This window comes from Klebsiella sp. 2680, from assembly GCF_900198535.1.
Taxonomy (GTDB): Bacteria; Pseudomonadota; Gammaproteobacteria; order Enterobacterales; family Enterobacteriaceae; genus Klebsiella; species Klebsiella indica.
Window position 1 is genome coordinate 297256 of sequence record NZ_FZNJ01000003.1, and the last position, 21911, is coordinate 319166.

Consider the following 21911-nt stretch of genomic DNA (forward strand, 5'->3'; position numbering starts at 1 on the left):
GATTTATTGTTCATAACGGAAGCGAAACTTTTCTTGTTCACTCGCTGCTTTTGCCAGTATCCACTGTCGAAAGGCGGCGATTTTACCCAATTCAGCCTGACTGTCATGACAAACGAGATAAAACGCATTTTTACTGACCAGAACATCATTAAATGGGCAGACCAAACGGCCTGCCTCAATCTCGGACTGCGCCATCACGTTATTAGCCAGAGCGACCCCCTGCCCGTGGATTGCCGCCTGCAGCACCATTGCGCTGTGGCTAAAAATCGGCCCCTGCTGAACATTAATATGGTTTAGACCCAACTGACGGGTATAAGTTTGCCAGTCGCGGCGGGAGGCATCATGTAACAGCGTATGTTGCGCCAGATCGGCAGGCGTTTTCAACGCGTTATCGCCGGTAAGTAATAACGGCGAGCAGACCGGGAGCAAATATTCGGCGTACAATTTTTCCACACGCAGCCCCGGCCAGTTGCCGCGACCATAGAAGATCGCCACATCCACATCATCGGCCAGCTTCTCCTCCTGACGATCCACAGCCTGAATTCTGACGTCAATTCCCGGATAAGCTGAGTTAAAGCTGGCCAGCCTCGGCACCAGCCACTGAATGGCAAAACTGGGGAGCATACTGACGGTTAACGCCCCTTTTGCGCTTCTTGCCTGCAGCTTACGGGTCGCCTCGGTGAGCTGAGAAAAAATTTCTTTAATATCCAGAAAATAACTTTGTCCCTCTTCTGTCAAAAGCAGAGAACGGTTGCGTCGACGAAACAGCTTAAGGCCGAGAAAATCCTCAAGAGACTTGATTTGATGACTGACTGCAGCCTGGGTCACGAACAGTTCATCAGCAGCGCGAGTGAAGCTAAGATGACGTGCGGCGGCATCAAAAACACGTAATGCATTCAGTGGTGGCAAACGCTTTGACATAGTTATTCTGGCGCAGATGTTAACGTGATTTAACAAACAGGAAACAGCATTTAACCTATTAGTTTTTTTTATCTGAGCTATTATAATTTGTCCGTTGAGCTTATACCAGCAAATACCTATAGTGGCGACACTTCCTGAGCCGGAACGAAAAGCTTTTTTTGGAATGCGTGTTCCAACAAGCTTTTGGCTTACGGTTGTGATGTTGTGTTGTTGTGTTTGCAATTGGTCCTTGATTTCGGGCCATGGTAGCAAAGCTACCTTTTTCACTTCCTGTACATTTACCCTGTCTGTCCATAGTGATTTAATGTAGCACCGCAATATGCGGTGCTTTTTTTTGCCGCAAAATTATCCTCCTCACCCTGACATACCGCTAGCAGCCTTGCTCTGACAAGAAAATTGCGCGACGATCCGGCTATCGATACGAGGAATTTCATGAACGCATTCAATCCCGTCCAATTTCGCGCCCAGTTTCCGGCGCTGGCCGATGCTGGCGTCTATCTTGATAGCGCGGCGACGGCGCTCAAACCGCTGGCGGTCATTGAGGCCAGCGACCAGTTCTATCGCCTTAGCGCCGGTAACGTCCACCGCAGCCAGTTCGCCGCAGCCAGGCAACTGACTGAACGCTATGAAAACGCCCGCGAGCGTGTGGCGGCGTTGCTCAACGCCCCCTCCGGCAACGATATCGTCTGGACGCGCGGCACGACGGAAGCCATTAATATGGTGGCACAAAGCTATGTGCGCCCGCGCCTGCAACCGGGGGATGAAATTATCGTCAGTGAAGCGGAACATCACGCCAATCTGGTTCCGTGGCTGATGGTCGCGGAGCAAACCGGGGCACGGGTGGTGAAACTGCCGCTGGGGGCCAATCGTCTGCCGGATATCGCCAGTCTGGGTTCGCTTATCACCCCGCACAGCCGGGTACTGGCGATTGGTCAGATGTCCAACGTCACCGGCGGCTGCCCGGATCTGGCTCGGGCGATTCGTCTGGCTCACGATGCCGGGATGGTGGTGATGGTTGACGGCGCCCAGGGCGCGGTGCATTTTCCGGCGGACGTGCAGGCGCTGGATATCGACTTTTATGCCTTCTCCGGCCATAAACTCTATGGGCCGACCGGCATTGGCGCGCTGTATGGCAAAAGCAAACTACTGGCAAAAATGTCGCCGTGGCTCGGCGGCGGGAAAATGATTACCGAAGTCACCTTTGATGGTTTCAAAACCCAGTCTGCGCCCTGGCGCTTCGAAGCCGGAACCCCCAATATCGCCGGGGTGATTGGCCTGAGCGCGGCGCTGGAGTGGCTGGAGGAAACGGACATCGCACAAGCGGAAAACTGGAGCCGCGGGCTGGCGACGCTGGCGGAAGAGGAACTGGCGAAACGCCCGGGCTTTCGATCTTTCCGCTGCCAGGACTCAAGCCTGCTGGCGTTTGATTTCGACGACGTCCACCATAGCGATATGGTGACGCTGCTGGCGGAATCCGGCATCGCGCTACGCGCCGGACAGCACTGCGCCCAGCCGCTGCTGGCGGCGCTTGGCGTCAGCGGCACCCTGCGCGCCTCGTTCGCGCCTTATAATACGCAAGACGATGTTTATGCGCTGGTGCGCGCTGTGGACCACGCTCTGCAAATACTGGTGGATTAATGACGACTCCTCACCCTTTTGGCCGTGAAATTACCGAAGAGACTTTACGCCAGACGTTTACCCCTCTCACCCAGTGGGAAGATAAATATCGCCAGCTGATTTTATTGGGTAAGCGGCTCCCTGCTCTCCCGGCGCATCTGAAAGCGCAGGCTAAAGAGATCGCCGGTTGCGAAAACCGCGTCTGGCTGGGCTATCGCGTTGATGAAAATGGTGAACTCCATTTCTTCGGCGATAGCCAAGGCCGCATTGTGCGCGGCATGCTGGCGGTATTACTGACCGCTATCGAGGGGAAAAGCGCCGATGAACTGCTGGCGCGGGACCCGCTGGCGCTATTTGATGAGCTGGGGCTGCGCGGCCAGCTAAGCGCCTCACGCAGCCAGGGGCTGAGCGCGCTGAACGAAGCGGTGCTCGCCGCCGCCCGCGAGGTTTAATCCAGGCCCAGTCGGCGATTGCTAACAGCGCCGTCTCCGGGGACGTTACCTTGCCGAAACTGTGGCCTGACGGGCCGCTTTCGCCAGCATTTTTTTCAACGCATGGGAGACCGCGACAAACCCAAAGGTGGCGGTCACCATCGTCGCCGCGCCAAATCCAGACGCGCAATCCATCCGTTTCGGGCCTTCAGCGGTGCTTTTCATCGCACAAACGCTGCCGTCCGCCTGCGGATAAACCAGCGCTTCGGTAGAAAAGACGCAATCCACGCCGAGTTTACCTTTACTGTTCTTCACCACCCCAAACTGGCTCTTCAGCCGCTCGCGCAGCTTTGCCGCCAGCGGATCCTGAATGGTTTTCGCCAGATCCGCGACCTGAATTTGCGTCGGATCGATTTGCCCGCCCGCGCCGCCGGTCGTCACCAGCGGGACTTTATTACGACGGCACCAGGCGATTAAGGCCGCTTTCGGGCGCACGCTGTCGATGGCATCGATCACATAGCTGAAGTCGCCGCCGAGATACTCAGCGACGTTTTCCGCCGTGACAAAATCATCCACCACCGTGACCCGACACTCCGGGTTGATCAGGCGAATGCGTTCAGCCATCACCTCCGCCTTCGCCAGACCGACATTGCCACCCAGGGCGTGGATCTGGCGGTTGGTATTGGTGACGCAGACATCATCCATATCAATAAGCGTAATCGCGCCAATTCCGGTTCTCGCCAGCGCTTCCGCCGCCCAGGAACCGACGCCGCCGATCCCCACCACGCAGACATGCGCGTCGGCAAAACATTGCAGCGCCTTTTCACCGTATAAACGCGCCGTACCGCCAAAACGCTGGCGCCAGCCATCGCTGATTACAACAGACATAAAACCTCAGAATATAATGGGCCTGCCAGCGCATGCCCCGTCGTGCCTCCGCGACTGTCGGACACTCCCGGAGACGCCACGTTACGCCAGTCCGGGAGACAAACAATCAGACATCCGCGCCTTAACCGCTAAATACGTTGCCTGCGCCCGGCGCGTTTTTCAGCACCCACACGCGACCATAGTGATTATACCAACCGGCACGATGCCCTGCATCCGGGCCAATTCCCTGGTAAATATCAAAGTGCTGACCCTTAATCGCGCCACCGACATCCAGGGCAACCATTAAACGCAGTTCGTACTGCCCGTTAAACTTGCCGTTATTATCCAGCAACGGAACTTCCGCCAGCAGGGTTGTACCGGCAGGAATAATAGAGCGATCGGATGCCACCGACGCGCGACCAATCAGCGGTACCGCGCTGGCACCTTTCACCGGCGCAAAAGATTGCGGCTTAAAGAAGACGAAGGACGGGTTCTGCTCCAGCAGTTCACGAACCTCCGCCTCGCTGTGCCTTTCGCCCCATTCGCGGATCGCCTGCATCGACATATCTTCACGCTTCACTTCACCACGATCGATAAGCACTTTTCCGATGCTGTAATATGGCCAACCGTTTTTCCCGGCATAGCTAAAGAAGTTCAGCGGCGAACCATCGCCAAAATCAATATAGCCGCTACCCTGGACATCCATAATAAAGTTGTCCATCAGCGAATTACTCCAGGCGATAACATATTTGTCGCTCAGCGCACCGGCATAGATACTGGCGCGGGACGGCAGCTTACCGCGTTTAGGCGGCATACGATAAATAGGGTACCGGAACTCGCCCTGGCGCGTGTGACGCGCCTGCACCACCGGCGTGTAGTAACCGGTAAACTGGACGTTGCCGTAGTTATCCGCCCCCTGCATCTGCCAGGCGTCAATACCAAACTGGCGCAGCGTACGGGTGTCACCGCCGGAACGCAGCCACTCCTCAATCGCATGATAAACGTTGCTTTGACTGGTATACAGGCGCGGAGAAGCGCTACGAATCTGTCTCACCTGCTCGGAAAAATCGCCGGCATTAATCGGCGAACCTACCGCATCAGGTTGATTAACTAATGAAAACGGCTGGGTGAATTTACCTTCATTATACTGCTGACCGCGATCGGTCGGTTTTGAGGAACAGGCGGCAAGCATTGCCAGCATCGCGCCTGTTACTACGTATCTTGCCCAACGTCCTTTCATGGTATCTCTTCTTTATTCTACTGAGTCCGGGTGCGTGATGAAGATAACAAACCGTCAGGGCTAATGAAATGCGCTTACGCACGGCAAAGGCCGCTTTGTTCAAAAAACGGACGGGAAGTGATTCTATATGCACCATTTTTTACAAAATTGGCGATTTATATGAAAAAAGGTTGCATCAAAACGTTAGCAGAGTATAGTGCGCATCCACGGACGCGGGGTGGAGCAGCCTGGTAGCTCGTCGGGCTCATAACCCGAAGGTCGTCAGTTCAAATCTGGCCCCCGCAACCAATTAAAATGTGATGAAGTAAAAGCAGTACGGTGACGCGGGGTGGAGCAGCCTGGTAGCTCGTCGGGCTCATAACCCGAAGGTCGTCGGTTCAAATCCGGCCCCCGCAACCAATCAAAATTTGATGAAGTAAAAAGCAGTACGGTGACGCGGGGTGGAGCAGCCTGGTAGCTCGTCGGGCTCATAACCCGAAGGTCGTCGGTTCAAATCCGGCCCCCGCAACCAACATTACAAGCACCCTTAAGGGTGTTTTTTTGTTTCTGCACTGTGCAAAATCACACTATATCTCCGGGAACGGTTTCCGCCGCTCCCGCCCCTCTCAGCCCTGCGGCAATACAATATTACTCTCCGCCAGCATTCCCATCTCATGGTATATCGCACAGGCCGCCTCGACGATCGGCATCGCCAGCGCCGCGCCGCTCCCCTCGCCCAGACGCATTCCCATATTGAGATACGGTTCCAGCTCCAGGTGCATCAGCGCCGTACGCGCTCCCTTCTCCGCCGAATAGTGCGAAGGGATAAGATAGGGTTTCAGTTCCGGTGCAATTTGGCACGCCGCCAGCGCCGCCGCGTAGGACAAAAAGCCATCCAGCACTACCGGCAGCCCGCAGGAAGCCGCCCCCAGCATCACACCCGCCATCCCCAGAAGATCGAAACCGCCCACTTTCGCCAGAACGTCCAGGCCATCATGCGGATCGGGCTGATTGACAGCGATAGCCCGGCGCACCACTGCTACTTTGTTGCTCATTCTGGTCAACGGCAAATTCGCACCGATTCCCACCACCTCTTGCGCATCGCTGCCGGTCAGGACGCTGACAATTGCCGCCGCCGGAGTGGTATTCGCCATTCCCAGCTCCCCGACGCCAAACAGGGTCACGCCGTCCCGCGCCAGCTCGCGCGTATAGAGCATCGTCGCCAATAGCAGCTCTTCCGCCTGGCCGCGACGCATTGCCGGGCCAACGGCTATATTCCCGCAGCCGCGCGCTACCCGCATGTTGATAACGCCAGGGATCGGTTCAGCATCGATCCCGACATCAATCACATGTACCTTCGCCCCCGCCTGGGCGGCCAGCACGCAAACGCCGGTCTTGCCTCGCGTCATATTTGCGGCCTGAATAGCGGTTACCGCTTTTGGCGAAATCGCCACGCCTTCGTCCCAGACGCCGTGGTCAGCACACATCACCAACAGCGCCTTCTTTTTCACCTGCGGTATGCCATTAAGGCCGGGCATCCCCGCCAGCTGTACGGCGAGATCTTCAAGGCGGCCAAGGCTTCCGGGCGGTTTAAGCAGTCCATCGATATGCAGACGGGCGCTCGCCATCGCGTTTTCATCAGGCGCGGGGATCGCACCCAGTAATGCAGTTAAGCTGTGCATAGAAATTCTCGTCATGTTGGCTGGCTCAAGGCTGAACCAGCAGGAAAATAGCTTCCCGATAATAAAGAGATGCCGGAGCGGTTGATTTACTTAATTTTGACGCCGATGCCCGACACCACCAGCCAGACCTCATCCGCCGCCGCCGCGAGGCGTTGATTGACGCGCCCGGCGATATCGCGGAAATGCCGAGCCAGACGGTTTTCCGGCACGATCCCCATCCCCACTTCGTTGGTAACCAGCACCACGTGGGCCGGGCAGCGCTGACAGGCAGCAATCAGTACCGCGATTTCGCCGTCAATAGCTCGCTCCATTGCGGCGTAATCCCAGTCGTCAGGCGAATCGTCGCCGCCCAGCGCGAACAGCAGGTTGGTGACCATCGTGGTGATGCATTCCAGCAAAACAGCTTCTTCGGGATCGTTATCCGCGGTGATCAGCTCATCTAGCTGCTGCCAGCGTTCTGCCGTGCGCCAGTGCGCGGGACGACCATCGCGGTGATGCTGGATCCTCGCCGCCATTTCGTCATCAAAAATCTGCGACGTGGCGATATATAACACCTGCGGTGACTGCGCGATCAGCGCTTCGGCGTGGCGGCTTTTGCCGCTGCGCGCCCCTCCAGTGACTAAAGTCAGCATACCGGCTCCTGATGCTGGCGCATGATGGCGTAAATTTTTTCGATAGCAATATGCTTGCGCATCGCCTCGGCCAGCAGATCGAACTGCCGGGATTTGTAGTGCGCATACTCAACGTCGCTATCCAGCGCGGCCAGCCCTTTCCGCTGGCGCAGGCCGTTAACCAGCGCGCGGGTAAACCCATCGCTGTCAAACAAGCCATGCAGATAGGTGCCAAACGCCAGGCCATCGTCGCTGACCGCGCCGTCCGCCACGGTCATCCCATTCTTGTGCAGATGCACCAGCTCCCGGCTGCCGTCATGCCGCTCGGTCTCGCCCATATGGATTTCGTAACCGCTTACGGACAGACCGGCCGTTGTCGCCAGCCATTCGGGCAGTTCTGGCGCCATGGTCGCCGTTACCTGGGTAGTGGTTTTGTGGTGTGCGAAGTGGGTCACTGTATTGAGCAATCCCAGCCCAGGCTGTGTGCCAAGCCCCGATTCCACCTCATCAATTATGGTTTCGCCAAGCATCTGATAACCGCCGCAAATCCCCAGAACCGGAACTCCCTGACGCTGAACCTGCTGCACCGCATGCGCCATACCGCTTTCGCGCAGCCAGGCCAGATCGCCAAGCGTATTTTTACTGCCCGGCAGGATAACCAGATCAGCATCCGCCAGTTCCTGCGGATGACGGACATAACGCACACGTACGTCCGGTTGCGCCGCCAGCGCGTTGAAGTCGGTAAAATTGGAGATATGCGGTAGCTGGACCACGGCAATGTCAATATCACGCCTGCCGGTGCGCAGATATTTGCCTTTTTGCAGCGCCACCCCATCCTCATCTTCGAGATCGACATCCAGCCACGGCATTACGCCGAGCACCGGGACACCGGTCAGCGCTTCGATCTGCTCGATACCCGAATGAAGCAGCGCCGCGTCGCCGCGAAATTTATTAATAATCACCCCTTTGACCCGCGCACGCTCATGTTCATGCAGCAGCGCGAGAGTGCCATAAATAGCGGCGAATACGCCGCCGCGATCGATATCCGCCACAAGGATCACCGGGCACTGCGCCATTTCGGCCATCCCCATATTGACGATATCGCGATCGCGCAGATTGATCTCTGCCGGGCTACCCGCACCTTCCAGCACCAGCACATCATGCTCGGCGGCCAGGCTGTTATAAACTGAAAGGATCTGCTCGCGCAGGCGCGGCTTGTATTCGTGATAGCTCACCGCGTCCATATCGGTCGCCACCTTGCCCATGAGCACCACCTGCGCTTTACGATCGCTGGTCGGCTTCAGCAGCACCGGGTTCATACGCACATCCGGCGCGATCCCGGCAGCTTCTGCCTGAAAAATCTGCGCGCGCCCCATCTCTTTGCCATCCGGGGTGATGCCTGAATTAAGCGCCATATTCTGCGATTTAAACGGCGCAGTACGGTGCCCGTCCTGATAAAAAATACGGCACAGCCCCGCCACCAGCACGCTTTTACCCACGTCGGAAGCGGTGCCCTGTAGCATAATTGCCAGCGTCATAACGCCTCCTTGATCGGGCGGTTTCGCATCTGCTTAAAAAACTCCTCTTCGGTTTTACACAGCGGCAACCCCAGTTGCGCATGCAGCTTCACCAGCCACGGCTGGGTCAGCCCGGCCTGCGCCATCAGCTCACTGCGGGCAAATACCTCGCCGGGCTCTCCGTGCGCCAGCACTTCACCGCGACGCAAAACATACACCGTATCGCTGACCTCATAGATCAGATCGATATCGTGGCTGGAGATCACCACGTGATTACCCTGATCGACAATGCGCTTAATGATGTCGATCATCTGCGCGCGCCCCGAAGGATCGAGACCTGCCGTTGGCTCATCCAGTAGTAAATAGCGCGCCTGCAGCACCAGGGCCCCGGCTATCGCCACGCGCTTTTTCTGCCCGTGGCTCAGGCACTGAATCGGCTGATGGCGAAAGCCCTGAGCATCAACAAGAGTCAGCGCATCGTCTACCCGGCGGGCGATGTCATCCTCCGCGACGCCTAAGTTACGCAGGCTAAAGGCGATATCGCTGTCGATATCGGTATAAAAAATTTGCTGATCCGGGTCCTGGAAAACGGTGGCCACCTGCTGACGCAGCGCCAGCAGGCCGCGCTTGCTGTAATCCAGCGGCTTTCCCTGCCATAATACCGCTCCTTTTTGCGGGCGCAGCAAGCCGCTCAGGTTCATAAACAGCGTGGATTTTCCGCAGCCATTCGCCCCCACCAGCCCGGTCACCGCATGGCGGGAAAAATCCAGCGTCAGGCCCTTCAACACCGGCGCATCCTGATAGCTAAACCAGAGATCGGTCGTGGCAAGCATACTTATCCTTAGAGGTGAAAATCCCCCTGATACAGTTTGATATCCAGCGTGGTGCTCATTTGTTGGTAGCGGAACATCACCCGGGTAAACAGTAGCCCCACCAGCATCGCCAGCGAACGATAGCCTTGCGGCACGCTACGGTAGCCAAAGCGCAAAGTTTGCGCCCGGTGAATCGCCAGCGCTTCGTCTAACAAAATAAAAATAAAGCGCCAGGTCAGCAGGATCTGCTCGGTGAGCAATCGCGGTACCCGGCCGCGCTTGAGCAGCAAAATAAGCTGCGGAAACGGCAGATTCAGCACCAGCCAGAAGGTTGATGCCAGCGCCGCCAGGCTGCGCCAGAAGGTCTCATTGGCGGTGGTCAGCCCCGCCGACGTGATACCCAGCCAGTAATTTCCCAGCGGGAGGCTAAGCAATAGCGTGTGCGGATCGTGACTGAAACTAAACAGAATGGTCAACACGCCGACCAGCAAGAAACCAAACGGCAGCGCCATCCAGCGACACCAGCGCCGCGGCGAGACCCGCAGCAGCCAGCAGGTCAGCCCGGCGACCAGCGCCATCTCAATCCCCTGCCCCAGCGGGGGCAGCGTAAAGGCCAGTACCATCAGCAGCAGCCAGAACAGGAACTTGCGCTCTGGCGCCACATGAAACCAGCGACTCTGGTAGCTGAGTCGGTCAAACCCGGTCATCACGGCGTTGTCTGCCTTTGGTGTAGCCCAGAATATAGAAAATCACCGCCGCGCCCAGGGAGCCCTGTAGTGTAAACAGCAGACTTTCAATTTCCCCGCTCGCCGGTTCGTACAGCGGCTGGAACCATGGTTTATAATGTGGGGCGACAACCTGAATCTGACTTTCCGCCTCGCCGTCCGAACCGCCAAATTCACCGCCGTGATCGATAAAGAACGGCAGGATCACCAGCGCCACAACCATAGCTAACAATATCAGCATCTTTTTCATCTTAATGCCCCTGTGCGGTAATCAGACGACGTTTGGTCAACTGGTCATAAATCATCACGGTTAACAGCCCTTCAGCGATGGCGATCGGGATCTGCGTCAGACAGAAGATCCCCATAAACTTAACGATCGAGCCGATCGCCCCCGTCGACGGATCCGGGAAGGCGACGCCAAGCTGCACGGAGGTCACAAAGTAGGTCACCAGATCCGCCAGCATCGCGCAGAGAAAGACGCCGACATCGCGGCGAATTCCCGCCCGGCAGGCCATTTTCCATACCATATAGCCGACCACCGGCCCGATCACCGCCATCGACATACCGTTAGCGCCAAGCGTTGTCAGCCCGCCATGTGCCAGCAGCAGCGCCTGGAACAGCAGCACGATCGCGCCGAGGATCGCCACGACGCCAGGGCCAAAGAGGATCACCGCCAGACCGACGCCGGTCGGGTGCGAACAACTGCCGGTGACGGAAGGAATTTTCAGCGCCGAGAGAACAAAAATAAACGCCCCGCACAGCGCCAGCAGTACCTTCTGATTATTATCTTCCTGCACAATACGCCGCAGGCGCACCAGCCCGTACCACAGGCAAGGTAAAAACAGCACCCACCAGGCAAGGGCCCACATCGGCGGTAAAAATCCCTCCATAATGTGCATGGCGAAGGCTTGCTCGGGAACCACTATCAGTAATAGCGCCGCAGCTAACCCACTGAAAGACAGCTGTTTTAGCTGTTGTTCAAGTTTCATTCTGCATACTCCCATTGTTTATTGACCATAATGGTCGAGAAATAAGGCAGCGGCTGGTCGTCGCTCACCTCATCCAGATGACGCCAGCACTGCTCGCCCGGCAGCGTGGCTTCGGACATCATCAATGCCGAATCCAGCAGGCCAAGTTTTTTCAGTAGCGATTTAATGCGCGCAAAACGACCGTAGACCTTCATCAGCACCAGGCTGTCGTGCTGGCGCAGCGCCTGTTCAATTTCCGCTTCCGGCGCGGTGCAGGAGATCACCGCCAGCGACTGTTGCTCCATCGCCAGCGGCGTTTTTGCACGCGCGGCGATGGCGGCGAAAGAGGTCACACCGGGAACAATCTCCAGCCATTCCGCGCCGCCGATACGCTGGAGCAGAAACACCCAGGTGCTGAACAACATGGCATCGCCAAGCGTAATAAACCCCACCTGTTTTCCCGCTTTTACCTCCTGAACTAACGCGGCGGCCACCGCGTTCCATACGGCCTCTTTTTCCGCGCTGTCGGCACTCATCGGAAAGTGGCAGCAACGCACTTCAGTCTGCTCGCCGAGATATTCGCGCACGATGGAGAGGGCCAGGCTGTCGCCGCCTTTACGCCCGGCAGGGGCATAGAGAATATCCAGCTTGCCGAGAATCCGCGCCGCGCGGACGGTAATCAGATCGGAGGCGCCCGGCCCGGTGCTCAGGGCATACAGTTTGCCGTTCATGCCGCCTCCCCTACTGCCTGATTCAGCGCCTGCCGCAGGTGGGCGACAAACATCGCGCGCACCGCCGGGTTTTCTCCCAACCCGTTAAGCCACGGCGTCGCCGGAATACCGGCAGCGTTAAACAAGGTTTTCCAGGAATCTTCTTCATCAGAAGCCATATCATTGATGGCGTGATCGCCCGCTACCAGCATCAGCGGCATCAGGTGAACCCCGGTCACCCCCTGCTGGCGCAGGCTGTCGATAAGAATATCGACTTCGGGATAGCTCTCGACCGCGCCAACGCGCGCCGGAAAACGCCGGGACGTCATCATATGATCCAGACAGGCATAGGCGGAGAAGGCGTGATGACTGGCGCCGTGGCCCATAAACACCACTGTTTCATTGGTCGTAAGCACGGGCATCTGCTGGCGCAGCGCCTGCATCAGCTGGAGATAATCGTCGTGGCTGCTTAGCAGCGGCGCGCCCAGCGTCAGGCGGGCAAACAACGGACGCATACTCTGCGCTTCACGGACGATCTTTTCATATTCATCGCCGTTAATGATGTGTAGCGACTGAATCGCCACATCCTGGTAGCCCTGCCCGGCCAGCTTCTGCAAAGCCTGCAGCGGCGTATCGATCTCAATGCCGTCGCGCTGTTTGAGCTTGCGAATAATCATCCCGGAAGTAAAAGCGCGAAACAAATCGCGATCGGGACAGCTGGCCGCCAGTTCGCGCTCGCAGGCGACAATGTTTTTCTCACAGGTGTCGGGATAGCTGGTGCCAAAGCTGACTACCAGAAGCGCTTTTTTCATTTCTGACTCCTTAAGCCGCGGCCAGCCAGCGCGCTAAGCGCCGGGCAAAGGCTGCCTGACTTTCCAGTAACTCTTCTCCCGTCACCAGCGGTGCCGGGCGTGTAACCACGATGCAGGGAATACCGGCATCCAGACAGGGTTGTACTTTTTCCTGATAGCCGCCCTCCGCGCCGGAGGCTTTGGTGATCACCACATCAGCCCGGCACTGGCGATAAAAGGCGGCGTTAAACCCGGCGCTGAACGGCCCGCACAGCGCGAAGATCTCGTTTACGCCAAAGCCCAGCTCCGCACACTGTGCGATGGCATCAGGTACAGGCAATACGCGGGCCAGCAGCGTTTTTCCGGCTAACCCCGCGCGCCAGCGCGCCAGATCTTTACTCCCGGTGGTCAACAGCACGCGCTGGCCAAGGCCCCGCGCGACCTCGCAGGCTTCGTCAATGTTCCGTACCGTATAAAGTAGCGGGTGCGTCAGGCCGCTAAGCTGCTCAGGACGCTGATAGCGGCTCAACAGCACGCCAGCCTCTGCACAGGCGCGAATAATGTTGCGGCTCACCGCTTCAGCATAGGGATGCGAAGCGTCAATCACCCAGCGGGTACGATTAGCCTTCAGCCAGGCAACCATCTCCTGCAGATCAAGGCGCCCGCAGCGCACCTGCCCCTGAAGATCCCCCGCCAGCTGTTTCCCGGTCGCCGTCGCCACCGACAGGGTATATTTAACCCGCGCCGCGTCCAGTTGCTGGCACAGCGCCCGCGCGTCGCTGGTGCCGCCCATCACCAGCACTTCGCCGTAACTCACAGCACGTAACCTCGCGGGGTGATCATCAGGCCATCCTGCACGTAGGTGGCTTTGTTGCCGACGATCACCAGGCTGGTCATATCTACCGGCTCAAAATCCATATCACCGAGCGTGGTCAGCCATTTTTCCTGCTTTTTGCGCCCGGCCGACTTCACCACGCCCACGGGGGTCTGCACGCTTTTGCTGGCGGACAGCAGTTCAAAAGCACGGGCCAGATGCCCTTCGCGGCCTCGGCTGCGCGGATTGTAAAAACAGATAACGAAATCGGCTTCCCCGGCGGCGATAATACGTTTCTCAATCACTGGCCACGGAGTAAGCAGGTCACTAAGGCTGATATGGCAGAAATCGTGCATTAGCGGTGCGCCCAGCAGCGAGGCGGCGGCGATACTGGCGGTCATCCCCGGAATGAGCCGCACTTCAAGATCCAGCTTCTGCTTGCTGACCAGCTCCAGCACCAGCCCCGCCATGCCATAAATCCCCGCATCGCCGCTGCTGATCAGCGCCACGTTATGCCCGGCCTGCGCCAGTTCAATCGCCGCCTGGCAGCGTTCAATCTCTTTGCACATTCCGGTCTTGATCACCTGCTTGTCGCCGGTGAAGGCTTTCACCAGATGGGTATAGGTTTTATAGCCAACGACTATTTCCGCCGCCTGTAATGCCTCAATGGCCTCCATCGTCATCATTGCCTGTGCACCAGGGCCTATTCCAATTACGCTTAACATCAGTGTGAAACTCCCAAAGTAATCGTGACGCCCTGTTCGCGCAGGGTTTCCCCTAATAGTTGTCCGTGGCTGAGCAGCCAGGCCGCCGGACCAGATACGCTCCCCACGCCGACGGTTTTTCTGACGAACGATGACGCGGGAAAATGATGCTCGTACTCACGCAGAGCATCAGCAGTAAAGGTTTCAAACGGCACGCGGCAGCAGGAGGCAAGTTGAATCAGCCCCTGTTCATGTTTCTTCTGCGTGACGCTGCCAATCGCTTTCAGGGCCAGTGGATCGAGCCGCTGCGCCTCAAGCTGGCGCGCCAGCAGCGCCGCCAGCAGCGGGAACGGCGTGTCGCGACGACAGCCAATCCCGGCGACGACCCGCTGCGGCACCAGTTTCCAGTGCGGTACGGCAATATCCGGCAGTTCGTTACGCAACGTGATGCAGATCAGCGCATCCAGTTCCGGAAGCTGATGCAGGTCCGAGACAGTGATAAACCCGCGCCGATCGCAATGACGGACATCTTCATCAAGCTCCTCATCCCACCACAGCCCGACGCGCTGATGGCTGACCAGCATCTGGTTGACGATTTTCACCGCCGCGCGGAAGTCGGTCATCCGCGCATTAAGCTGAAATGCCAGCGTATCCAGAGCCGCCATATTATTGATATCGGTCGCGGTGGTGATCACCGGATCGGCGCCCAGCATGCCTGCCAGATAACAGCTCAACGCATTAGCGCCGCCCGCATGGCCGGAAAGCAGGCTGATAACATGCTGACCGCGTTCATCAATCACTACCACCGCCGGGTCGCTGAACTTGTCGTTAACCAGCGGGGCCAGCACGCGTACCGCGATACCGGTCGCACCGATAAAAATCAGCGCCGAATAGCTGCTGAAAGCCTCGCGCGCGGCGTTGGCGAAACCATTTTCAAAGGGGGAAAACCCCTCTTCCAGCAGCTTCTCACTGGTAAAGCAGGTTAGCGGCAACATCGCCGCCAGCCGTTTCGCCAGGGTCACGCCACCGGGCGTCAGGCAGAAGAGAGCGATAGATTCAGGCTTTACGGTATTCATGGCTAAAGTCCGCTGCATAGAGTTTTGAGTAGTGATACTCCGCGCCCAGGAAATTCCCGACCAGAATGAGCGCCGTTTTACGGATACCCGCATCGCGCACTTTGTCGCTGATATCGGTCAATGTACCGCGCACGGTCTGGCTTTCCGGCCAGGTCGCTTTATAGATAACGGCAACTGGCGTAGTCGCCGGATAGCCGCCTTCAATCAGGCGCTCCGCCACCCGGTGAATGCGCTGCACGGAGAGATAAATGGCCATTGAGGTCCGGTGGCTGGCGAACGCTTCAAGCTGTTCTCGTTCCGGCACCGGCGTGCGCCCTTCAAGACGCGTAATGATCAGGCTCTGGGAGACCTCCGGAACCGTGTACTCGACCCCCAGTTCAGCCGCCGCGCCTAAAAAGGCGCTCACCCCCGGTACCACCTGCCAGTCGATACCGCGTTTGGTCAGCTCTTCGCCCTGTTCTCGTACCGAGCCGTACAGCGACACATCCCCGGTTTGTAAACGCACCACCGTTTTCCCGGCTTTTACGCCCGCTTCCATCAGGTCGACAATCTGTTGCAGATGCAGTTCGGCGCTGTCGTGACACTCAGCGCTTTCAGGGCAATACTCCAGCAGTTCGGTATTAATCAGTGACCCGGCATAAATCACTACCCGGGCCTGCTGCAACAATCGATAGCCCTTAAGCGTAATCAGCTCACGGTCGCCAGGCCCCGCGCCAACGAACCACACGCAACGCGGATCAAATGTCTCAGCCATGGTTTTCTTCCTTCTGACAGGCAATCACAAAAACAGGATTATTGGGTTTGAAGTAGTGTCCGCTGCCAAGTGCGGTCAGCGATGAGACGTTTAGCTGCAGGCAATCAACCCGTTTGATACCCCTCTGTTTCAGATAGTCGAGGGCTGCGTTCAGGTTTTCCTGCAAAATAAAGGTCATTACCAGACGGCCTCCGGGGTAGAGCTGCTGCCAGGACCAGTCAATCAGTTCCTCAAGCTGGCCGCCGCTGCCGCCCATAAAAATGGCGTCCGCCCGTTCAGTCATCACCATCGGTGCGTCTCCAGGCAGGATCTCAATGTTGCCGCAGGCGAAATGCTGACGGTTTTCGTCGAGCAGTTGCAAAGCTGCAGGGTTGCGTTCGATTGCCGTCACCTGTAGCGAGGGGAACTGTAGCGCCGCCTCAATCGATACGCTGCCGGTACCGGCGCCAATATCAATCAGGTGGCTTGCCCGGTGCAGATCAAGTCTGGCCAGCGCCAGCGCGCGAATGGCCTCTTTGGTCATCGGCACATTTTCGCCGCGCAGAAAAAGCTCATCTTTCATCGAGGATCACCACTGCGTTCATTTCATATTCGCCATCGACCTCACTGACCGGCAGCCAGTGGATCCGCTCGTTATTCATTGCCAGATTTTCGCCAATTACCATCCAGCGATACCCTTTGCCCCGCGCCATCAGTTGCGCAGCGATTTCGCGCGGTCCGCAGCGCCCGTCGGTCACCATCGCAACCTTGCGGTGGCGCGCCAGCTCATCAAAACAGACCTCTCGCCCGTGGCTGCTGGTCAGCCAGATATCATTCATATCGATTCCGGCGCGCGCGCACAGATATTGCACCGCGCTGATACCGGGAATAATGCGCACACGTTCGATGCCAAAATGGGCAATCAGCCGCGTGCCGATGCCGTAAAACAGCGGATCGCCGGAGGCCAGCACCACCACCTGCCGCTCTTCACGCTCGCCAAGCCACGCCAGCAATTCCGCGATATTGGCGCCCAACGCGAACTGCTCCCCATGAAACGCCGGGAACTGCTGCAAATGCCGCTTGCCGCCCACCAGCGCGTCCGCCGCGGCGACCGCTTCCTGCGCCGCAGGCGTCATCAGATGCAGGCCTGACGGGCCCATGCCGACGACCGTTAACATGAGAGCTCCCGCGCAATCTCAGCGACCGGGCGATTGCTGCCGAGCACGTTGTTATCAAAAGAGAACATGATGGCGTCGCAGGTGGGCGGCGTTCTGGTAAAACGCAGCATCTGCGTCACTCGCTGGCAAATGCGCTCCGCAAGATGGTTATAGATATGATGGAAACCGTATGCGTCGATATGCTCCATCGCCGCTTCGGTGGTATCGCATTCGCTCACCTGCCGCAGAAGTTCCAACGGCGCGCCCAGCAGCGCCAGGTGTGCGACTAACGTTTCCATCCGCGCATCGGCAATATGGCTGTGAGTATGAAAAATCCCGGCGGCAATTTTAATCAGCTTACCTGGGTGGCCGATCAGCACAATCTGGCGGAATCCCAGGCGTACCGCCTCTTCGATCATGTAGCCGACGAAGTTGCTCATGGTGACGACCACCTGAGCATCAATACCCATCTGCTCACGAACGAAACGCTCGCCGTGGTTGCCTGGCACCAGCACCACGCGATCCAGGCCCGCCGCACGCTTGATCTCCAGTTCCAGAGAAAGCGAACGCTTCCAGCTCTCCTCTGACATCGGCGTCACAATACCGGTGGTGCCGATAATTGATATGCCGCCTAAAATACCGAGCCGAGAGTTATAGGTTTTCTGCGCCCTTGCCTCGCCTTCCGGCGCGAATATTTCCACTTCTGCCCCGCGCGACGGGCCAATCGCTTCACGTACCGCCGACTCGATAGTATGGCGCGGGGTACGGTTAATCGCCGGGCTGCCGACAGGCAGACCAATCCCCTTGCGGGTTACGGTACCGACGCCCTCACCGCCGCGCAGCGTTATCTCTCCGGAATCATTGAGCGTCACGCGGGCGAAAATCAGCATCCCGTGAGTGGCGTCAACATCGTCGCCGCCGTCTTTGCGGATCGCGGCAATCGCCTGCTGCCCTTCGACGTGCGGCGACTCAACGTTAAGACACAGCGTCACGCCGGAGGGGGTAATGATCGAGACCTGGTGGATCAGGTGCTGGCGCATCACCATCAGCGCCGCGACCTTTGCCGCCGCCGTCGCGCAGGAGCCGGTGGTATAGCCTTTACGTAATGCCTTCCCGTTATGCCACACCGGGGAGTCAAAGGATTGTTCGCTCATCGCGCCCCCTGCTGGTGATATAGAATCGCGTTGACGATAGCGGCGGCGACGTTGCTGCCGCCTTTACGCCCCAGCGCGGCGATACCGGGCAAACCGCTCTGCGTAAGAGCCGCTTTCGACTCCGCCGCGCCGACAAAACCAACCGGCACGCCGATGACACCGTTGACCGCGACATCATGCTCAAGCAGGCGAAACAGCGCGGTGGGCGCATTGCCGAAAACAAAAACTTTCTCCCCTTCTTCGGCAACCGCGATATCCACCGCCGCCATCGAGCGGGTCATCCCCTGCGCTTTTGCCGCGGCCACCACACGCGGATCGCTGATATAGCAGCGGCACTCGCCGCCGGATTGAGCCAGCAGGGTTTTATTAATTCCCGACAGCGCCATGGTGGTGTCGGTATACAGAACGCAAGGCCGACTTAGCGCAGCGCTAAGGCGCTCAAGCACGTCAGGCGAAAACCACAGAATATCCAGCCAGTCAAAGTCGGCGGTGGTGTGAATTACCCGCTTGATAATGGCTTCATGCAATGGGCTGGCGAAGCGGTAGTCTGGCCGCGTTTCGGCAATAATCTCGCCAATAATGTCGAAGCTTTTCGCCTCAATCGCCTGCGGTTGCTGGATATAGTGCATTTATTTGTCCTCAGGCTACGCCGACCAGCCAGTATCGCACCGCCATAAACAATGCCAGCGCCAGGGTCGAAGCCACCCACATCAATCGAATCGTTCGGGAAATGTCATCTACGGAAATATCGCGCGTCGCGTCGCCGATCCACGGCTTCTCCACACGCTGACCAAAGTAATTGTTAGGGCCGCCCAGCCGGATACCGAGCGCCCCGGCGACAGAGGCTTCCGACCAGCCGCAGTTCGGGCTGCTATGGTTATAGCGGTCGCGCCAGCCAATCTGGAGTGCGCGGCCACCTGCTTCGCGGCAGAGGAAAGCGGCGATGCCGATCAGCAGCCAGCTCAGTCGGGCGGGGATAAAATTTGCGACATCATCGAGGCGGGCGCTGACCATGCCGATGGCGCGGTATTTTTCATGCTTATAACCAACCATTGAGTCAAGGGTATTGATCGCTTTATAGGCCATCGCCAGCGGCGCGCCGCCCAGCAGCAGGAAGAAAAGCGGCGCGATAATACCGTCGACGGTATTTTCCGCCACCGTCTCCACCACCGCGCGATTAATTTGCGGCGGCTGGAGCTGCGAGGTGTCGCGCCCGACAATCCATGAAAGCTTGATACGGCTTGCGGCCAAATCGCCCGCGCGCAACGGGCGCTCGACCTCCCTCGCCGACTGCGCCAGGCAGCGTCCGGCCAGCACGGTAAAAATCATCCACACCTCAACCGCCCAGCCAAACCACGGATGGATCATCTGCGCCAGCGTCAATACCCCCCAGGAAACACCCCATGTCAGCCCGACCACCACCAGACACATCACTCCGCCGCCAATACGTAAGGCAAAATCGCTACGGCAGCAACGGCGCACGGCGCGCTGAACGATGGCGATAAGGTTGCCCGTCCAGCGCACCGGATGCGGCCAGCTCTGCGGATCGCCGATAATAAAATCGAGGATCCAGGCAACGCACCAGGCCAGCAACGTCATAGAACGCTCCTTGCGGTAGCCAGCCAGTGGTTGAGCATGGTGGGACGCTGGGCAAAATGCAGGTGCAAATAGCTGGCGAACGTGTTTCCAACCTGCCAGCCGCCTGTCCACTGCCGGAGCGTCATGCCATCGCGAACCTTGCGGCAGGCCAGCGCCGCCGGCGTTTCCGGGATAAAATCCGAATAGTGGAACTCATGCCCGCGCAGGATTTCGCCGGGTGCCGCCAGCAGCGTTTGCCACATTGCCCGGGCCTCGCAGTAGCCAAAGCGGGTAAGCCGCTTGCCCATCTTGCTATGGCCGGGAATGAGATTAACCATTGAATACATTTCCCCGCTGGCGTCTTCAAGGGTGCTGCCGAGATACATCAGACCGCCGCATTCAGCATAGATAGCGACGCCGCGCCGATGCGCCGCCCGCAGTTGCTCCAGCATTGGTCTATTCGCCGCCAGCGCGGCGGCATGAATTTCAGGGTATCCACCGCCGAGCCAAATCATCTGGCACGACGGAAGCTGGCTATCGTGCAGCGGACTAAAGCGCACAATATTGACGCCACAGCGTTCAAGCAGCGTGAGGTTATCCGGGTAATAAAAGTTGAAGGCTTCATCCTCAGCCAGCGCCAGAGTCAAGCCCGTTCCGGCTTCAGGCGACGGCAGTTCCGGCCACTCGCCGGTGGGTAGAGCGGAGAGCTGGCTGAGATCGAGAAGCCGTTCAATGTCCAGGGTTCGCCCCAGCGTCCAGGCAAAATCGCGCCACGCCTGCTGATTAATCAGAGATTCGCGGGCAGTGACCAGCCCCAGATGCCGTTCGGGCAGTTCGACGCCCTCCACCCGCGGCACATAGCCGAGAACGGGCAGCGCGCAATAGCGCTCGATGGCGCTTTTCAGCAATTGATAATGGGTTTCGCTATTGACGCGATTGACAATAACGCCAGCAATATTAAGAGTGGGATCAAAATGCTGAAACCCCATCACCGTGGCAGCGATGGAGGTGGAAACCGCTTTGCCATCGACCAGTAAAATCACCGGGCATCCAAGCTGCTTAGCCATCGCAGCGCTACTGCAGTCGTTCGGGTCGCTGCCGAAGCCGTCATAAAGCCCCATCACGCCTTCGATTACCGCAATATCCGCCTGCCGCATCTGTTCACAAAACAGCGCGTTGAGAACCGGTTCCGGGAGCATAAAGCTGTCGAGATTGCGGGAAGGGATACCGCTGACGGCGGTATGCCAGCCGGTATCAAGATAATCCGGGCCGACTTTACAGGGCAGAACCCGCATTCCACGCTGCTTTAACAGGCTGAGCAAACCGAGCGTGATCGTAGTTTTCCCACATCCGCTGCTGGTTCCTGCGAGAATAAATGCGTGTTGCCTGGCCGCCATACCCCGATCCTGTACAAAGTGGTAGGGCTGCGTGCATCCCCGGTCTTTCGACCGTACGCATCTGAGCAACCCACTTCCCACCGAAGTTGTTGGTTATCACCGACAGGCAGGTCTTCTGGCTTAGCGTCGTCCTCTCCCATCCTTCCCAATCTCGCGATCAGTGGTTTATACCTGCCACACTTCACGTTGTATGCGCTTTGGCTTCTGCATGGCAGGCCTCATTGATGAGGCACGCCGTTATGAAACCGGGCAAACACTGTGCAAAACGGTTAACCGTTTTCCCTACAACGAGAGCGAATCAGCGTATATATGGGTTCGTCAGCATCACAGCAGCGGGGGCTGCGGGGGATTTCCACCCCCTTCCCTGGCGCCTGTCAGTTTAATCCGTCATGATTCGAGGCGGATTGAACATCGCGCGAATCATTGC

24 protein-coding genes, 3 tRNA genes and 1 riboswitch are annotated in these 21911 nt (G+C 58.0%); of the genes, 5 read left to right on the plus strand and 22 right to left on the minus strand.

Going from position 1 to position 21911, the window contains the following annotated elements; translation table 11 throughout:
• Nucleotides 1–3 precede the first annotated feature (3 nt).
• Nucleotides 4–921 carry a glycine cleavage system transcriptional regulator GcvA gene (gcvA, locus tag FN037_RS14620; RefSeq protein ID WP_138360210.1) on the minus strand — a complete coding sequence of 306 codons (918 nt, stop codon included), beginning with the start codon at nt 919–921 and terminating at the stop codon, nt 4–6.
• 432 nt (nt 922–1353) lie between these two features.
• Here gcvA and csdA point away from each other — a divergent pair, with 432 nt between their 5' ends.
• Complete coding sequence (gene csdA, locus FN037_RS14625; protein WP_138360093.1) at nt 1354–2559, plus strand: cysteine desulfurase CsdA; 1206 nt, start codon at nt 1354–1356, stop codon at nt 2557–2559.
• On the plus strand, nt 2559–2990 hold the full coding sequence (gene csdE / locus FN037_RS14630; RefSeq protein ID WP_142502547.1) for a cysteine desulfurase sulfur acceptor subunit CsdE: 432 nt from the start codon (nt 2559–2561) through the stop codon (nt 2988–2990). The genes csdA and csdE overlap by 1 nt, the downstream gene beginning before the upstream one ends.
• 45 nt (nt 2991–3035) lie before the next feature.
• On the opposite strand, the gene tcdA is transcribed toward csdE, so the two are convergent.
• Nucleotides 3036–3857, minus strand: a complete 822-nt coding sequence (gene tcdA, locus FN037_RS14635) for a tRNA cyclic N6-threonylcarbamoyladenosine(37) synthase TcdA (RefSeq protein ID WP_138360095.1) — start codon at nt 3855–3857, stop codon at nt 3036–3038.
• A 121-nt stretch (nt 3858–3978) separates the two neighbouring features.
• Nucleotides 3979–5076: a murein transglycosylase A gene (mltA, locus tag FN037_RS14640; protein ID WP_142502548.1), complete on the minus strand. Its 1098-nt coding sequence runs from the start codon at nt 5074–5076 to the stop codon at nt 3979–3981.
• 211 nt (nt 5077–5287) lie between these two features.
• On the opposite strand from mltA, the gene FN037_RS14645 reads away from it, so the two are divergent.
• The 3 genes from FN037_RS14645 (at nt 5288) to FN037_RS14655 (ending at nt 5587) form a co-directional block, all read left to right on the plus strand.
• Nucleotides 5288–5364: transfer RNA gene (locus FN037_RS14645), tRNA-Met, on the plus strand.
• Between the two features lie 34 nt (nt 5365–5398).
• A tRNA-Met gene (locus FN037_RS14650) sits at nt 5399–5475 on the plus strand.
• 35 nt (nt 5476–5510) lie between these two features.
• A tRNA-Met gene (locus FN037_RS14655) sits at nt 5511–5587 on the plus strand.
• Between the two features lie 94 nt (nt 5588–5681).
• On the opposite strand, the gene cobT is transcribed toward FN037_RS14655, so the two are convergent.
• The 19 genes from cobT to FN037_RS14750 all read right to left on the minus strand — a co-directional run bounded on the left by cobT (nt 5682) and on the right by FN037_RS14750 (nt 21484).
• Entirely contained in the window at nt 5682–6737 is a 1056-nt protein-coding gene (cobT, locus tag FN037_RS14660) for a nicotinate-nucleotide--dimethylbenzimidazole phosphoribosyltransferase (protein ID WP_142502549.1), read from the minus strand.
• 86 nt (nt 6738–6823) lie between these two features.
• The gene (gene cobU / locus FN037_RS14665; protein WP_138360098.1) at nt 6824–7369 is read right to left on the minus strand and encodes a bifunctional adenosylcobinamide kinase/adenosylcobinamide-phosphate guanylyltransferase; all 546 of its coding nucleotides are present in this window, start codon (nt 7367–7369) and stop codon (nt 6824–6826) included.
• Entirely contained in the window at nt 7363–8886 is a 1524-nt protein-coding gene (locus FN037_RS14670) for a cobyric acid synthase (protein WP_142502550.1), read from the minus strand. Before FN037_RS14670 ends, cobU begins: the two co-directional genes overlap by 7 nt.
• Nucleotides 8883–9698 carry an energy-coupling factor ABC transporter ATP-binding protein gene (locus tag FN037_RS14675; RefSeq protein ID WP_142502551.1) on the minus strand — a complete coding sequence of 272 codons (816 nt, stop codon included), beginning with the start codon at nt 9696–9698 and terminating at the stop codon, nt 8883–8885. Before FN037_RS14675 ends, FN037_RS14670 begins: the two co-directional genes overlap by 4 nt.
• 8 nt (nt 9699–9706) lie before the next feature.
• Nucleotides 9707–10384 (minus strand): energy-coupling factor ABC transporter transmembrane protein, encoded by a 678-nt coding sequence (locus tag FN037_RS14680; protein ID WP_138360101.1) that lies wholly within the window; start codon nt 10382–10384, stop codon nt 9707–9709.
• Entirely contained in the window at nt 10371–10652 is a 282-nt protein-coding gene (locus tag FN037_RS14685) for an energy-coupling factor ABC transporter substrate-binding protein (protein ID WP_138360102.1), read from the minus strand. Before FN037_RS14685 ends, FN037_RS14680 begins: the two co-directional genes overlap by 14 nt.
• Before the next feature lies 1 nt (nt 10653).
• A complete protein-coding gene (gene cbiM / locus FN037_RS14690; protein ID WP_138360103.1) occupies nt 10654–11391 on the minus strand; it encodes a cobalt ECF transporter S component CbiM in 738 nt (245 codons plus the stop codon).
• A complete protein-coding gene (locus FN037_RS14695; protein ID WP_138360104.1) occupies nt 11388–12101 on the minus strand; it encodes a cobalt-factor II C(20)-methyltransferase in 714 nt (237 codons plus the stop codon). Before FN037_RS14695 ends, cbiM begins: the two co-directional genes overlap by 4 nt.
• Nucleotides 12098–12892: a sirohydrochlorin cobaltochelatase gene (cbiK, locus tag FN037_RS14700; RefSeq protein WP_138360105.1), complete on the minus strand. Its 795-nt coding sequence runs from the start codon at nt 12890–12892 to the stop codon at nt 12098–12100. The genes FN037_RS14695 and cbiK overlap by 4 nt, the downstream gene beginning before the upstream one ends.
• Before the next feature lie 10 nt (nt 12893–12902).
• Nucleotides 12903–13688, minus strand: coding sequence for a cobalt-precorrin-6A reductase (locus FN037_RS14705; protein ID WP_138360106.1), 786 nt, complete (start codon nt 13686–13688; stop codon nt 12903–12905).
• The gene (locus FN037_RS14710; protein ID WP_138360107.1) at nt 13685–14410 is read right to left on the minus strand and encodes a precorrin-3B C(17)-methyltransferase; all 726 of its coding nucleotides are present in this window, start codon (nt 14408–14410) and stop codon (nt 13685–13687) included. The genes FN037_RS14705 and FN037_RS14710 overlap by 4 nt, the downstream gene beginning before the upstream one ends.
• Nucleotides 14410–15465 carry a cobalt-precorrin 5A hydrolase gene (gene cbiG, locus FN037_RS14715; RefSeq protein ID WP_138360108.1) on the minus strand — a complete coding sequence of 352 codons (1056 nt, stop codon included), beginning with the start codon at nt 15463–15465 and terminating at the stop codon, nt 14410–14412. The genes FN037_RS14710 and cbiG overlap by 1 nt, the downstream gene beginning before the upstream one ends.
• Nucleotides 15446–16219: a cobalt-precorrin-4 methyltransferase gene (locus tag FN037_RS14720; protein ID WP_142502552.1), complete on the minus strand. Its 774-nt coding sequence runs from the start codon at nt 16217–16219 to the stop codon at nt 15446–15448. Before FN037_RS14720 ends, cbiG begins: the two co-directional genes overlap by 20 nt.
• Nucleotides 16212–16781 carry a decarboxylating cobalt-precorrin-6B (C(15))-methyltransferase gene (locus FN037_RS14725; protein WP_142502553.1) on the minus strand — a complete coding sequence of 190 codons (570 nt, stop codon included), beginning with the start codon at nt 16779–16781 and terminating at the stop codon, nt 16212–16214. Before FN037_RS14725 ends, FN037_RS14720 begins: the two co-directional genes overlap by 8 nt.
• Entirely contained in the window at nt 16771–17376 is a 606-nt protein-coding gene (locus tag FN037_RS14730) for a cobalt-precorrin-7 (C(5))-methyltransferase (RefSeq protein ID WP_138360111.1), read from the minus strand. The genes FN037_RS14725 and FN037_RS14730 overlap by 11 nt, the downstream gene beginning before the upstream one ends.
• Complete coding sequence (cbiD, locus tag FN037_RS14735) at nt 17370–18509, minus strand: cobalt-precorrin-5B (C(1))-methyltransferase CbiD (RefSeq protein ID WP_138360112.1); 1140 nt, start codon at nt 18507–18509, stop codon at nt 17370–17372. The genes FN037_RS14730 and cbiD overlap by 7 nt, the downstream gene beginning before the upstream one ends.
• Nucleotides 18506–19138, minus strand: a complete 633-nt coding sequence (locus FN037_RS14740; RefSeq protein ID WP_138360113.1) for a cobalt-precorrin-8 methylmutase — start codon at nt 19136–19138, stop codon at nt 18506–18508. Before FN037_RS14740 ends, cbiD begins: the two co-directional genes overlap by 4 nt.
• Before the next feature lie 10 nt (nt 19139–19148).
• A complete protein-coding gene (gene cbiB, locus FN037_RS14745) occupies nt 19149–20108 on the minus strand; it encodes an adenosylcobinamide-phosphate synthase CbiB (RefSeq protein ID WP_142502554.1) in 960 nt (319 codons plus the stop codon).
• Nucleotides 20105–21484, minus strand: a complete 1380-nt coding sequence (locus FN037_RS14750) for a cobyrinate a,c-diamide synthase (protein ID WP_142502555.1) — start codon at nt 21482–21484, stop codon at nt 20105–20107. The genes cbiB and FN037_RS14750 overlap by 4 nt, the downstream gene beginning before the upstream one ends.
• Before the next feature lie 87 nt (nt 21485–21571).
• A riboswitch (cobalamin riboswitch) is annotated at nt 21572–21874 on the minus strand.
• Nucleotides 21875–21911 lie beyond the last annotated feature (37 nt).